Origin of the sequence: Parabacteroides sp. AM58-2XD, assembly GCF_003463685.1 — a bacterium.
Lineage (GTDB): Bacteria > Bacteroidota > Bacteroidia > Bacteroidales > Tannerellaceae > Parabacteroides > Parabacteroides segnis.
Window position 1 is genome coordinate 37559 of sequence record NZ_QSDP01000042.1, and the last position, 14356, is coordinate 51914.

The following is a 14356-nucleotide window of genomic DNA, read 5'->3' on the forward strand; positions in this document are numbered from 1 at the left end:
TACAGATATGAAAAATACATATTTATTATTGAGTCTTACAGTCTTACTATCCAGTTGCAGCGACTTTCTGACACGGGATAATCCTTTCGGTGCTACCGACGATGCTTTCTGGAAAACCAGTAGTGAAGTGGGAGCAGCCTTGAATCTTTGCTATTCACTACCCTCCGGCTCCCTGCATTATACAGCACCTTATGCCTCAATCATCCATTACGAAGGATTTACAGACAACACTTATCATGGAGCTGATTTCGGAGGTTTTATAACCACCATCGGAAACAGCACTATTACCTCCGATAGTCCCAACTCTTTTGGTGGTATTTCTGATGTGTGGACATCCTATTACAAGAATATCCGGAACTGCTGCCGTTTGCTCGAAAATATGGACAAAGCATACTTTATCGATCCGAGTGAAAAAGAACGAATGCGTGCGGAAGGAATCATTTTACGTGCATATTATCATTGGGAATTATTCAAATATTTCGGATATAAAGAAGGCATCCCCGTCGTTGATCATGCTTTATCTCCTAACGAGAATTATATGGAACGTTCTACACTTGAAGCGGTTGTCGATTTTATTCTGGCTGAATTAGACCGTGCGTTGGCTATTGAAGACCTACCCTTCAAATATGAGGATGCAAAAAAAGACAGAATGGATAAAGCTGTAGCCTTATCTCTTAAATCGATTGTTGCCTTAAATGCCAAACGTTACGAAGTATCCAGACAGGCTGCGGCTGAAATTATAAATAGCGGAAGATATGAACTATTCTATACAACAGCGGAAGATGACGATCCTGGCAAAAATTTCAGAGATCTATTTCGGACAGTCAGCATGGACGGCTCCAATAAAGAACGGATACTTATCAAACCAGCCGGATGCAAAGAGGCTTATTTCCGTTTTTCCGGACCAGGATTGGGACAGCAATGTACCTCATGGCCCACACTCGACTTCGTTAACACATTCGAAACCAAGCAAGGAAAAACCTTGCAAGAATTAGGACCAGACTCACTGGATATTTATTCTAAAGATCCTCTGTATAATAATAACCGTGATCCACGTCTTTATGCGACTATTGTTATGCCTTACGACAATACAACTTTTGAGCAATACACCTACGATCCATGGGGAGAAGGACCTGAAGCCGTCGGCAGGCCAAATGCATCGCGCAGTGGTTTCATGCTGAAGAAGTTCTATGATCCACAAGACAGGACCAGTCAAAGAAACGACTACATGATCATCCGGTATGCCGAAATTTTGCTTAATTACGTAGAGTGTTTGATCGAAACCGGACAATACAATAACCCGGATGTATTAAAGTATATAAATGATATAAGAAAACGTGCCGGTCAGATACAGGTTACTGCCGCCGAATATAACAGCGAAGCCAAAGTACGTGAATTATATCGCCGGGAACGTCGTATCGAACTGTCTTTCGAAGGTGCCCGCTACATGGACATCCGCAGATGGGATATTGGCGAACAGACAATGAATGGCCCTATATACGGAGCAGTAAATCCCGCAACCGGCAAAAAGGTGCAGATAGAAATACGGCAGTTCCGCAAAAACAAAAACGAAGTCTGGCCGATACCGGAAAGCGAAATTCTTGCCAATCCGAATTTAAAGCAAAACCAAGGATATGTAGGCAAAGACTAATGTATATTATAGTATGAAGAAAACTCTCTTAACCAATTGAACAACAAAAATCCCCAACAAGCAGCACCTACACTGTTTGTTGGGGATAATTTATATCAGGAGTTATCTTTTACTTATTTATTGTCAGCATATCCACCTCTTTCCCCTCCATGTCCAGTATCCTGATGTTTAATTCTTTTGCGCCTGCTTCCGCTTTCAACACCGTATTGTTGGAGTTTACGATAACCGGAAAACGGACACCGTCTTTCGGTTCATTCCGCATATACCGGTGAAGGTGGCCGCAAAGCATGATATCGACACCGGCATTATTGAGTAAGGGGATAAACTTTTCGGCAACTTCCTGTTCACCGTGCCAACCGCCAAACGGAGGCATATGGCAGACAACGACCTTAAACGGTGCTTCTTTATACTCCTTGCTTTCAAGTACCTTCTTCAACCATTCCGCCTGTTCCGTACGATACTGGTCATAGACCGTTATGCCGGCATATTCAAGATCCGAATCCGGCTTATCTTCGCCACTGTCCAGGATAACAAAGCAGACAGGTCCCTGGCGGAACATGTAATAGATATGCTCCTGTTTCGGAGAGAAATAGTCCTGGAATGCGGTAGCAAAGGAACCGCGGGTTTCATGGTTTCCACGGGTATAGTACATTGGTATCTCGGAGGCGAAAAGTTCGGTTGCCTTATCCATAAAGCCTTCGAATATTTCCTTTTCATTATTGAAAATAGAGACCATATCGCCATTGAACAGAAACATATCGGTCTTTTTCAGATCACAATGGGAAATCAGTTTTTCCAGCAAATCGCTTTTTCCGTGGATATCGTTGACCATGGCAAAATTCACGGATTGCCTGCTATGATCGCTGGTCAGGAACGTCAGCGGTTGCTTGCCGTAAACAGACGTTGCCGCCACATTCCCGTAAATCACCCGCCAACCGACATGGCTTAACACTTCCTGCGAATACACCCGGTAGCGATAACGTGTGCCGGGCTTTAACCCTGTCAGATGCACAGAATGGACAGTGGAGGTCAGCTTGATGCCATTCTTCGCATTAAAGAACTTCGGACGTTCTGTCTGATAATAATGAGTTCCGTCATCAGGCGCCAGTTCCACCCAGCCGATCGAAGGCTTGTTCGCAGTCCATACAATAGTGACTTCATTTTCTCCCAGATTTTGCAGATAAGGGGCATGCGTTATCTTTATATCATCCTGGGCATATGCAGAAAAAGTGATTAATACAGACAAAATAAACAGTAAACTGATTTTATTCATGGTATATCTTTTTAAGTTGTTAACGATCTCCTACAAAGATACATTCTTCATTTATTCCGGCAAACCCTACCGGGATTAAATCCCGTTATCTACAGGAAAGAAGTACACCTTCGCAGACACGCCTCTTCTTTTATGACAGATTAAACTATACCAAAAGAATTTGGTTCAGTTCTGAAGTTGACAGTTGACAGTCATTTTGGCTTTCAGTCGATTCATTTACCGGGTGCGAAGCTTAAAAGAGCGTAGAAACAGATAAACAAGTTCATATTTATGTAAAATAAAAGAAATAATTCGAGAAGTCTTGAATAATAATAGGTCTTTTCATTAGCTTTGCAGAATCATTAATCATAAAAAAAATACCTATGAACAAAGCAGAACTCATTGTGGCTTTAGCTGAAAAGTCCGGATTGAATAAACAAAAAGCAAAAAAAGTCCTGGAATCTTATATAGAGATCGTGACTGAAAAAATGTCCCAAAATGAAGAAATAGTCCTTATTGGCTTCGGGACGTTGATTCCCAGACCGCAAAGTAGCCGGATGGCGCGTAATCCAAAGACCGGCACTCCGGTACGGATCAAGGCAAGAACAACCGTAAAATTCAAACCGGGCAAATTCTTGTTGGAAGCTATAAACGGTAAAAAATAAAAAGAATACCGATACATTCATCATCTAAAGGTAGATGTCGCAAAAATCTCGTTTTAAACGAGATGAAATTCGTCTTAAACGGACTGTAACCCCGTTTTAAACGAGAAAAAACCCGTTTTAAACGAAGTTTGTGCTCGTTTAAAACGGGTTTTCAGGTAAATATGATCTGCTTATTGTCCGCTCCAAGGATTCTGATCCGATTCGGAGATCGCATCATTGTTCAGGATTTCCATCTGAGGGATCTGGCAGAAGAAACGATAATCATTCGCTTCCAAAGTGCCTATCGGTTGCGGATCGAGCGCATTATATCCGTTCAGATACTGCATTCCCCAGACATAATGGCCGGCAGGATTGGTAGTTGATTCACCGATACGGACCAATCTCTTTTGCAGGCGCACCAGGTCATAGAAACCTGCCTGTCCTTCACAGATCAATTCTTTGCGGCGTTCCACATAGATGTCTTCCAACAACGCATCACCGCCGGCATTGGTTGTCGGGGTAGCATTACGCGCCACCTGCAAACGGTTCAGCAGATTCAGGGCCTCACCGGAGTTACCTTTTTGGGCGGCAGCTTCGGCCATGATCAGCAGCATTTCGGCTCCGCGCATCAGGCAGACTTCCGGACGGGTGGCGCTTTGGATAACACTTCCGCCGTCTTCACCATAGTGTTTATACTTATCGAAAGCCCATTTTGTATTGATTTCCGTATTCGCATTGTTCGTACGTTTCCAAAACTGATAACGGTCTTCTTTTTCTTCAAACAGTTTCACAAACTGCTCATCCACGAAGTAGTCAAGGAACGAGTAGATAGGACCGTCAGCATAACCCTCGCCGTAGCTGGCATCCTGGTTGTACCAGAAGTTGAACTGCGTACTACCGCCCAGGTTATTATCGGCTGTATATTTCATGGCCCATACCACTTCCGCATAATTGCCGGAGATCATATCGTCGAAACCGGAACGGTATTGTTCGCGGGTCATCAACTGGCTGTGCTGGTCGTAGACGATCTTGGCTTCGTTGTAGGCACCGTCCCAGTTCTGCATGACCAGGTAAACACGGGCCAGGATTCCCGAACATATTTTAGAGTTGATCAGCCACATATCGTCCGGATTATAATCGGCAAGCAATGTTTTAGCCGTCGTCAGGTCGGACACAATCTGGGTATAGATTTCCTCCACGGTAGAAAAACCTTTATGGGATTCGTCATCAGAAGAGGTACGCAGAATCACGCCACGCTTGCTTTTGGCTATCACATAGGTCTGTTGGTAATTCTGGATCAGATGGAAATACTGGATTCCACGCATTGCCAACGCCTGACCTTTGATATGTTTTTTCTGTGTTTCATCACCGGCGGCGGCATCCACATTGGTCAGGATGATATTGGCACGGTTGATCACATTATAACACATCGACCAGATTTTTGAGGCATTTCCGTCAGCCTGTGTTTTTGAGTTGGAATACTGGTATGCTGTTACCTGATCACCTCCCATATTGGTATGGCTGATCACGTCGGGACCACTCGCATCGACATACATCTGGAATCCGGGGAGGCCAGCATACACACGGTCGCCTTTATCGGTATTAAAATACAGCTGCTTATAAGCTGAAGTCAATACTTTTTCCAACTGAGAGACATTCCCCAGTACATCTTCATCGTTTACTTTCACATAGGAGCTGGTTGTCAGGTCGTCGTTACATCCGGTCAGGGCCATACCAGCAAAAACCAGGGACAGGAAGGATATATTTATAAATCGTTTCATAAATATCATTTTTTACGTTTACAATGTGATTTGAATACCGACCATATACAGTCTTCTCGAACCCTGAATACCGTTATCGGTTTCAACATTACCGTTATAACTGTTACCCATTATACCTGTTTCGGGGTCTGTGTAGCGTTTTTTGGCAGGACCGAAAGTCAACAGGTTATTACCGGTTACATAAACACGCAGGTTTTCTACCAGGGCCTTGCGGGTAAGGCTCTTAGGCAGCGTATAACCTAATGTCAGGTTTCTCAGACGCCAGTAATGGTTGTCGAATACGAAGTTATCGGCATACTTTACCGTCGCACCATACTGGTTGTACGACCAACGTGGGATAAGTACATCCGCATCGCCCGGTTGACGCCATCTGTCCTCAACCAACTCCTGTATGACACCGACACCCGGACGGTTCATGATACGTTCTTTATATGTATAGTCCGATATTTTGGAACCATAAGAATAATAGAACATGAATGACAGGTCGATCCCTTTGAACTGGAAGTTATTGGTGATAGCACCGAATACTTTGGGGATCGCGGAGCCACAGTACACAAAATCGTCTGTCGTTACTTCCTCCTGCTTTTCCGTACGTTTCCAACCGCCGTTACCATCGCGGATCAACCAGCCGGGTACTCCGGTTTCCGGATTAACACCGTCGTACTGGGGAGCGATAAATTCATACAGAGACTTGCCTTCCTCCATCTTGTAGGTACAAGCCGTACCGGAATAGGTATAAGGACCTGTAGGCAAATAAGTCACCTCATTTTTCAGCGTACTCATGTTGGCATCGATATCCCATCTGAAATCTTTCGTTGTAAGGATATTCGCATTCAATGTGATTTCAATCCCGCTATTACGCAGGTCACCGATATTCATATTATACCCGGATGCACTACCAACCTGGGCAGAGAGAGGCAGTTCCTTATAATACAACAAGTCATGGGAAGTACGGGAATAATATTCCACTGTACCGCTAAGTCGGTTGAATACGGAGAAATCCAAACCGATATTCCATTGCTGATTACTTTCCCACTTCAAGTCCGGTGTCGGATAGGTAGATGGTTTTAAACCGGATTTCAGATACAGGTCATCACTTTCATAAGTACCCTGGTATCCATAAAGGACTTCATCCCCTGCCTTACCATTCGATTCACGCACAATCAGCTTATCATTACCAGTCGTACCGTAACTACCACGCAACGACAAGTTATCAATCCATTTCAGGTCTTCCATAAAACCTTCTTTCGATATTCGCCATGAACCGCCAGTCGACCAGAATGTACCCCAGCGATGATCGGAGCTGAAACGGGAAGAACCATCCTCACGAAGCGAAGCGGACAAGTAATACTTATTCAAGAAGTTATAATCGACTTTACCAAAGAACGAAAGCAGAGAGTATTTATCACGTCCGCCGGAAACACCGAAGTTCTTGGTGGTATTCGACAATTCATATTTACCCAGTTCCATGATACCTTCACCCCAACCTTGTTCGTAGTGGGAGTCCCAGGTATACCACTCATGTCCGACCAGACCTGAAATCGTATGGTCACCGATCATCCATTCACCTGACAATACATTATTCCAGGTGGTGGAACGTTTATTGAAATTATAACGGCTGGCATAACCACCGTCTGCCAGTATAGAAATACCATAAGGTTCATTCTGTCCGCTACCATGTACGGCAGAAGTTTATTGCATAGTACGATACCAGTAATCGTCAATATTCAAAGCCGAACGGAATTTCAGGTTGAAAGGCAGAGTAAACTCTGTATTTACCTGGGCAGACAGGATATGCCCCATATTGTTATCGAAACTGTCATCGTTCGGATTATCCCAATAATCACCCGAGTTATTCAGGATATGGGCACCAAAGAAGTTATTGGTATATTTGCCGTAACTGTACATCCGTTCCCCTGTTTTTTCGGAAACGACCCAACCGGTATTATCTTCATTACGTAACCAGGGTGAAGACAAAGTTGTCGTAAAGTTAGCCGCACGGCTGGCACCACCAGAAAGGTTCTGGCGATGACGCGAATAAGAAAGGCTACCGGCCACTTTCCACCAATCGAACAACTCTGTACTCAGGTTGGTACGGAAAGAATAACGTTTATAATATTGCCGGTTACCATATCCCTGGTCGTCCAGATAACCGCCGGAGAAGAAATAGGCTGTTTTTCCACCATTGGCCTGACCACTTATATCCACACTATAATCCTGGCGCAGTTTACGGGAGAAGATAGCTTTGTAAACATCCCGATCATCTTCATCCCAGACATATTCCAGATTAGGATTCATGTAAGGATTCCCATTGCCGTCATGCAATACGTAATTTTCATTGATATGTCTGAACGGAGTGACATAAATCGGATTGTCGTTCGAATCTTTTGTAGCCTTTACCTGTTTGGTCAATGCCTGCGACGAAGCATAATCGCCCGCCTGCTGCATATTCATGCCATCATAGAGGAGAGCGTCATAATACAAGGCATACCAGGTATTTTCCAGCTGCTGGTACGGATCGGCTTTTTTCGGATTCTTGACTGCATTATCCGAAGTACCCCAACCTCCACGGAAATTAATACGCGGTTTTTCCGATTTTCCCCGCTTGGTTGTAATCATTACGACGCCGTTTGCTGCACGCGAACCGTAGAGCGAAGTGGCCGCCGCATCCTTCAACACCGTCATCGATTCGATGTCCGTAGGATTGATCTGATTCAGTTTTCCATCATAAGGCATCCCGTCCACAATATATAACGGATCTGCCTTTCCGGACATGGAAGCAATACCACGAATCTCCACACGGGCATCGGCTCCGGGGTTACCTTGTACGTTCACTACATTCACACCGGCACTCATTCCCTGCAATGCTTCCGCAAAGCCGGAACCCATAATCTTTTCGAGCTTTTCGGCTTTTACAACGGAGGCCGATCCGGTGAAGGTTGACTTTTTTGCCGTTCCATAGGCTACGACAACGACTTCATCCAAGTCTTGTGTCGCATCACTTAATTTTACATTTAAAATAGATTGCCCGTTCCAGGTGATCTCCTGTGTGGCTAAACCGACGAAGGAGATCACAATAGTCGCTCCCCGCCGAACATTATCCAGAGTAAACTTTCCATCGATATCGGTTATCGTACCGATAGTGGTTCCTTTCACTACAACAGAAGCTCCGGCGACAGGTCCCATCTGGTCTTCTACCAGGCCGGTTACCTTATTACCCTGTTGTACTACCATCGTTTCCGGACCTGTAGGATTGGCAGCAATCGTACCTGCCGCACCCAACAATACAGAAATCATCAGTGATCTAATTAGTTTTGAGTTGGTCCACATAGCTAAATTCAAGTCTTTAATTAAATAAAATTAATCACAATAGCGTTCATTTCATTAGAGGTTACACTTTTCTCCGACAAAAGTGACAGGTATACATTTCAACAAAATAAAGTTCAATAAAACGAAGATACACTGATATTTGCACACAACATTTTCTACACACCCTCTCTACAAATTATAGCATCTCCATCAGCAAATATAACTTATCATTATTTAATACTTGCATAATTATGTATATTTATTACTCAAATAAATATATTTTAACTCACTCTGAATTGCTATGCATATACAAAACCGGTACTCAAACAATGACATACATATTGAGAAGAAAAATCAATAACGACCATAAGCCCAAACATTTTTAACTATTTACACATCACAAAAAAGAGGAACACATCACAAAAACGTGTCCCTCCTACTACTATTTATAGAAATGACTTGTTATTGTCCGCTGAACGGATTCTGATCAGCATTACTGATCACTTCGTTGTTAGCCAACTCCAACTGCGGGATCTGACAGATAAAACGATAATCGTTAGACGGCAGATAACCGTAAGGCTGTGCGTCCGACGCATTGAAATTATCCAGATACATCATACCCCACGAATAATGACCGGCAGGATTCGTACTGCTTGAACCATAACGATACAACGGTTTTTGCAGACGAAGCAGATCATACATACCGGTTACACCTTCGCCCAGGAGTTCTTTACGACGTTCCACATAGATAGCTTCCAGTAAATCATCCTTAACCGTTGTCGTCGTCAGGTTTGCCACATTTCTTGCACTTTGTAATGTCGTAAGATAAGACAATGCAGTTTCTGTATTACCCTGGTTAGCTTCTGCTTCAGCCATGATAAGCAACATTTCCGAACCACGCATCAAAGGAAGCTCCGGATAAGTATTACCTTGTTTGGCTCCGTTGGCATCACCATAATATTTGAATTTATTATAGGCCCATTTTCTTCTTGTTTCGCTATCGCCGTTGTTTGTACGATGCCAGAACATAACGTTTTTAACATCTGCATCTGTAACACCGGTTGTCTTATCACATCTGCGACCGCGATAATCACCATCGTCAAACAATTCTACATATTTTCCATCTACCAGCAAGTTGATAAAGCAGTAAATAGGACCGTCCGTCATACCTTCCCCGTAACTAGGGTCCTGGTTATACCAGTAATTGAACTCCGTATTGGAACTGATATTTGTCAGGTTCGTGTATTTTACTCCCCAAATAACTTCTTTACAACCATCGGTCAGGAAATTATCAAAACCGCTGTACCATTCGTTTTCAGTCATCAATGTATTGTATTTGTCATAAACGGATTTCGCCTCCGACAAAGCATTCGACCAATCTCCCATTACCTGATAAACACGCGCCAACTGACCGGAAACCACATCCGCATTCAGCCTCCACATATCAGTTCTGTCATAACCGGCCAGCAACGTTTTGGCTTCCTTCAAATCTTTCAGTATCTGGTCATAGCATTGCTGAACGGTAGAGAAACCCATCGATTCCGGATCGGAAGACGATGTCCGCAGAATAACACCTCGCTTGTCCTTAGCAATTGCATAAGTCTGCTGATAATTCATGATCAGGTTAAAATAACAGATACCGCGGATTGCCAGACACTGCCCTTTCAAATCGTTCTTTTCGGAATCTTCTCCGGTTGCATCCGGCAGGGCATCCAGAATGATATTCGCCTGGTTGATCGCCTTATACATATTCACCCAGATTCTTTTGGAATAATCGCCGGTAGATTGCGTACGTTCCGGTGCAGCCCGGTAACACATTTCCGGAGAACCGCCATAGTTGGTCGTACTCATAATATCGGCACCGGTCAGGTCGTAATACATGCAATAACCAGGTAAACCGGCATAACAAGCATCATTCTGACTTCCTGATCCATTATCACCCATCAGAATATATTTGTAAACAGAGTTAAGCACCATGTTTAACTGGTTCGTGCTTGAAAGAATCGTTTCTTCCGAAATCGCTGTAGATGAATTTGTAGTCAATTCGTCCGTACAGTTACTCAAGGAAAGAGTAAGTACAGCCAATGACATTATCTTTACGGTTTTATATAAACTTTTCATAAGAACATACGGTTTTTAAAATGAAACTTGAATACCACACATATATACTCTTCTTGAACCCTGGATACCGTTGTCAGTATCAGCATTACCATTATAGTTATTACCCATCACACCTGTTTCCGGTTCTGAATGGCGCTTGGCAGCAGGACCAAAAGTCAACAAGTTGTCACCCGACAAATATACGCGGGCATTGGATACACCGATTTTCTTTGTCAGATTCTTAGGCAATGTATATCCGAATGTAAGGTTTCTCAAACGCAGATAATCATTGTCAAACAGATAGAAATCAGAGTTCTTACGTGTATTGGAATAATCTACAGCCGACCAGCGCGGGAATTTGGCATTATCGCCCGATTGCATCCAAACGTCACCATCCACCAAATCCTGGATAATACCGACACCGTCACGAACTGTTGTACGTTCCTGATAAACATAGTCCCACATCTTAGCACCAAAAGAAGCATACCACATGAAAGACAAATCAAAATCGCGGTACTTAAAGTTATTGGTGATCGAGCCGAATGCTTTAGGAATGGAAGAACCGCAATATTGATAATCGTCAGTTGTTACATCCGAATAGTTTTCTGTTTTCTTCCAGCCACCGTTGCCATCCTGTACCCAATATTGCATATTTCCGTTATCAGGATTTACACCGGCATTCTTAACCATAAAGAATTCAAACAAAGAATACCCTTCTTCCAGCTTATAACTCGAACCACGGTTGGAGTAAATATAAGAACCACCCGGCAGATAAGTTACTTCATTCTTTAATGTAGAGAAGTTAAAGTCGATATTCCACTGGAAGTTGTTAGTCCTGATGGCAGTAGCATTCAATGTCAATTCCACACCACTGTTACGAACATTACCCAGGTTGGTATTTACACCGGAAGCATCTCCCGTCTGTGAAGATAAAGGAAGACTCTTATAGTACAACAAGTCTTTTGAACTGCGTGAATAGTATTCAATCGTACCACTGATTCTGCTCAGGAAACTGAAATCCACAGCGATATTATATTGTTCATTACGTTCCCATTTCAACTTCGGTGTCGGGATGGTTGTCGGCTTATAGCCTGCCATTCCATAAATATCGTCAGAGTCATAGTATCCCTGATATGCGTACAAAATTTCATCACCCGGTGTACCGTTTTCGTTACGCGGATACAACTTATCATTACCGGATGTACCGAAACTACCGCGTAATGCCAGGTTATCGATCCATTTAATATCTTCCATGAAAGCCTCTTTCGAGAATCTCCAGGATGCACCTACCGAGAAGAAGTTACCCCAACGGCTGTCTTTACTGAAGCGGGAAGAACCGTCGCGACGGAAAGAAGCGGATACATAATATTTATTCAGGAAATTATAATCGGCTTTTCCGAAGAATGAAAGCAGGGCATAACGGTTTCTGTAAGAATCTACAGCCCAGTTTTTGGTAGTAGAAGTCAATTCATACTGGCCTAACTGCATGATACCTTCGCCATAACCGTAATTATACTGCTGGTTATAAGAATACAACTCGTGGCCCAACAGGATATTCAAACTATGGTCACCGAAAGTTTTATCCCAACTCAGCAGGTTATTCCATGTTACCGAAGTCGTTTTATAATTTGCGCGTGAAGCCCAACCGCCATTCGTCATAACAGTCACACCAAACGGTTCCAGCTGGCCTTGTCCATGAACGGCCGAACCATACTGATATTCATTTTTGGTGATATCATCCAGGTTCACACTTGTTTTGAACTTAATATCAAAAGGTAATTTGAAATCTGCAAAATAGTGAGCAGTCAACATGCCTCCTTCATTATTGTTGAAATCTTCATCATTCGGGTTATTCCAATAATCACCGCCATTCTGAAGAACATGTGCTCCGAAGAAGTTGGAACTGTTTACGCCAAAGTCATACATACGCTCACCAGTTTTCTGTGAATAATACCAATCTGTATTATCGGAATTTCTCAACCAGGGAGAGTTCAGGGTATTTGAAAATACCAAGGCACGGTTAGAACCTGATACATTCTGGCGTGAGTAGCTATATGCCAGACTACCGCCCATTTGCAACCATTTTGTCAATTCGGAAGTTACATTCGCACGGAAAGAGTAGCGTTTGTAATACTGATTATTCGCATATCCTTTATCGTTCAAATAAGAAATAGAAGTATAGTAGCTGGTCTTACCGTCATTGGTTGAACCGCTAACATCAATACCATAATCCTGGCGTAGTTTTCGGGAGAAGACGGCACCATACCAATCATAATCGCTTTCGTCCCAAACCATTTCCAGATTCGGATTTGTCCAGCAATTACCATTGCCATCGTGCAATACATAATTGGAAGCATCTCCAGTCCATTTGAACGGAGTGACATAAACAGTTTCTCCTTGTGAATTTACACGCGGATTTACCATATGCGGCAAAAGTGTTGAAGAAGCATAATCACCGGCTGCCTGTTTATCCATACCATTTACATAGTACTGGTCGTTGTAGATTGCACGCCAGGTATTTGTCATCTGTTCATACGGGTCTGCTTTTGTCGGATTCTTTACAGCATTATCCGAAGTACCCCAGGCACCTCTGAAATTGATGGTAGGTTTACCGGCTTTCCCCTTTTTAGTCGTGATAACAACCACACCGTTGGCTGCACGGGAACCATAAAGAGAAGAGGCTGCCGCATCTTTCAATACGGTCATAGATTCAATATCAGAAGGAGAAATAGACGTTAGGCTACCATCATACGGCATACCGTCAACAATGTACAGCGGAGTGGTCTTTCCTGACATGGAGCTGATACCACGAATCTGGATACGGGTTTCACCTCCCGGGTTACCTTCGTTATTGGTGACATTTACCCCAGCACTCATCCCCTGAAGGGCTTCAGCGAAACCCGTACCGGAGATTTTCTCCAACTGCTCGGACTTTACAACAGAAGCTGAACCTGTAAATGAAGATTTCTTTGCCGTACCATAAGCAACAACAACCACTTCGTCCAAATCCTGCGTATCACTAACAAGTTTTACATTCAAAATACTTTGTCCGTCCCAAACAATCTCTTGCGTAGCCAATCCTACGAATGAGACAACAAGTACCGCACCTTTTTGAATTCCATCCAGTGTAAACTTACCGTCCATGTCGGTAATTGTCCCGGTGGAAGTTCCCTTCACTGAAATAGAAGCACCCGCAATAGGGCCCATTTCATCTTCAACTACACCTGTAACTTTGTTTTTCTGCTGTGTAATCATCGCTCCTGCGGAGGTGGGGATTACAGCGGCATTGATAGTCCCGCCTGTACCGAATACAGTAGCCAGGACTAAAGCCTTAACCAGTCTCGAGTTTGTCAACATAAGCTAAATTTAAAAATTAAACAATCATACTTTTTTTATGTTTAATGCTCCCTCACAAAGCACCAACTCTTTCATTACAAGGCTTATACTCCTCACTAGTCATACATAAAATCCGGATTCATACTTTCATTCATTAGTTTAAGCACTTAATAATTCACCATAGTTTTAGTAGAACAAATATGGTTTTCGGCTTCAAATATAGTAATGTTATTTAAATTCGGTATAAAAATATAGTTAAAATGTAATCTTATCTAATTTTTAA

At 43.1% G+C, this 14356-nt stretch carries 8 protein-coding genes; 2 read left to right on the top strand and 6 right to left on the bottom strand.

Annotation, left to right across the window (positions count from 1 at the left end):
* Window positions 1-7 precede the first annotated feature (7 nt).
* Window positions 8-1651, top strand: coding sequence for a RagB/SusD family nutrient uptake outer membrane protein (locus DXA15_RS11825; protein ID WP_128134147.1), 1644 nt, complete (start codon window positions 8-10; stop codon window positions 1649-1651).
* Window positions 1652-1760: 109 nt separating this feature from the next.
* Here DXA15_RS11825 and DXA15_RS11830 read toward each other — a convergent pair whose 3' ends face one another.
* Complete coding sequence (locus tag DXA15_RS11830; RefSeq protein ID WP_128134148.1) at window positions 1761-2924, bottom strand: metallophosphoesterase family protein; 1164 nt, start codon at window positions 2922-2924, stop codon at window positions 1761-1763.
* A 362-nt stretch (window positions 2925-3286) separates the two neighbouring features.
* Between DXA15_RS11830 and DXA15_RS11835 the strand changes: the two genes are divergently transcribed.
* Complete coding sequence (locus tag DXA15_RS11835; RefSeq protein ID WP_128134149.1) at window positions 3287-3568, top strand: HU family DNA-binding protein; 282 nt, start codon at window positions 3287-3289, stop codon at window positions 3566-3568.
* Window positions 3569-3738: 170 nt separating this feature from the next.
* Here the strand turns inward: DXA15_RS11835 and DXA15_RS11840 are convergent, their stop codons facing one another.
* The 5 genes from DXA15_RS11840 to DXA15_RS11855 all read right to left on the bottom strand — a co-directional run bounded on the left by DXA15_RS11840 (window position 3739) and on the right by DXA15_RS11855 (window position 14094).
* Window positions 3739-5328, bottom strand: a complete 1590-nt coding sequence (locus DXA15_RS11840) for a RagB/SusD family nutrient uptake outer membrane protein (RefSeq protein ID WP_128134150.1) — start codon at window positions 5326-5328, stop codon at window positions 3739-3741.
* An 18-nt stretch (window positions 5329-5346) separates the two neighbouring features.
* On the bottom strand, window positions 5347-6903 hold the full coding sequence (locus DXA15_RS26405) for a TonB-dependent receptor (protein WP_233567204.1): 1557 nt from the start codon (window positions 6901-6903) through the stop codon (window positions 5347-5349).
* A 117-nt stretch (window positions 6904-7020) separates the two neighbouring features.
* The gene (locus tag DXA15_RS26410; protein WP_233567205.1) at window positions 7021-8625 is read right to left on the bottom strand and encodes a SusC/RagA family TonB-linked outer membrane protein; all 1605 of its coding nucleotides are present in this window, start codon (window positions 8623-8625) and stop codon (window positions 7021-7023) included.
* 474 nt (window positions 8626-9099) lie between these two features.
* Window positions 9100-10758 carry a RagB/SusD family nutrient uptake outer membrane protein gene (locus tag DXA15_RS11850; RefSeq protein ID WP_128134151.1) on the bottom strand — a complete coding sequence of 553 codons (1659 nt, stop codon included), beginning with the start codon at window positions 10756-10758 and terminating at the stop codon, window positions 9100-9102.
* 15 nt (window positions 10759-10773) lie between these two features.
* Window positions 10774-14094, bottom strand: coding sequence for a TonB-dependent receptor (locus DXA15_RS11855; protein WP_128134152.1), 3321 nt, complete (start codon window positions 14092-14094; stop codon window positions 10774-10776).
* Window positions 14095-14356: the final 262 nt, after the last annotated feature.

Excerpts from the sequence above, each read along its gene's own strand:
- DXA15_RS11825 (WP_128134147.1), top strand. The coding sequence starts at position 8 with ATGAAAAATACATATTTATTATTGAGTCTTACAGTCTTACTATCCAGT.
- DXA15_RS11830 (WP_128134148.1), bottom strand. The coding sequence starts at position 2,924 with ATGAATAAAATCAGTTTACTGTTTATTTTGTCTGTATTAATCACTTTT.
- DXA15_RS11835 (WP_128134149.1), top strand. The coding sequence starts at position 3,287 with ATGAACAAAGCAGAACTCATTGTGGCTTTAGCTGAAAAGTCCGGATTG.
- DXA15_RS11840 (WP_128134150.1), bottom strand. The coding sequence starts at position 5,328 with ATGAAACGATTTATAAATATATCCTTCCTGTCCCTGGTTTTTGCTGGT.
- DXA15_RS26410 (WP_233567205.1), bottom strand. The coding sequence starts at position 8,625 with ATGATTTCTGTATTGTTGGGTGCGGCAGGTACGATTGCTGCCAATCCT.
- DXA15_RS11850 (WP_128134151.1), bottom strand. The coding sequence starts at position 10,758 with ATGAAAAGTTTATATAAAACCGTAAAGATAATGTCATTGGCTGTACTT.
- DXA15_RS11855 (WP_128134152.1), bottom strand. The coding sequence starts at position 14,094 with ATGTTGACAAACTCGAGACTGGTTAAGGCTTTAGTCCTGGCTACTGTA.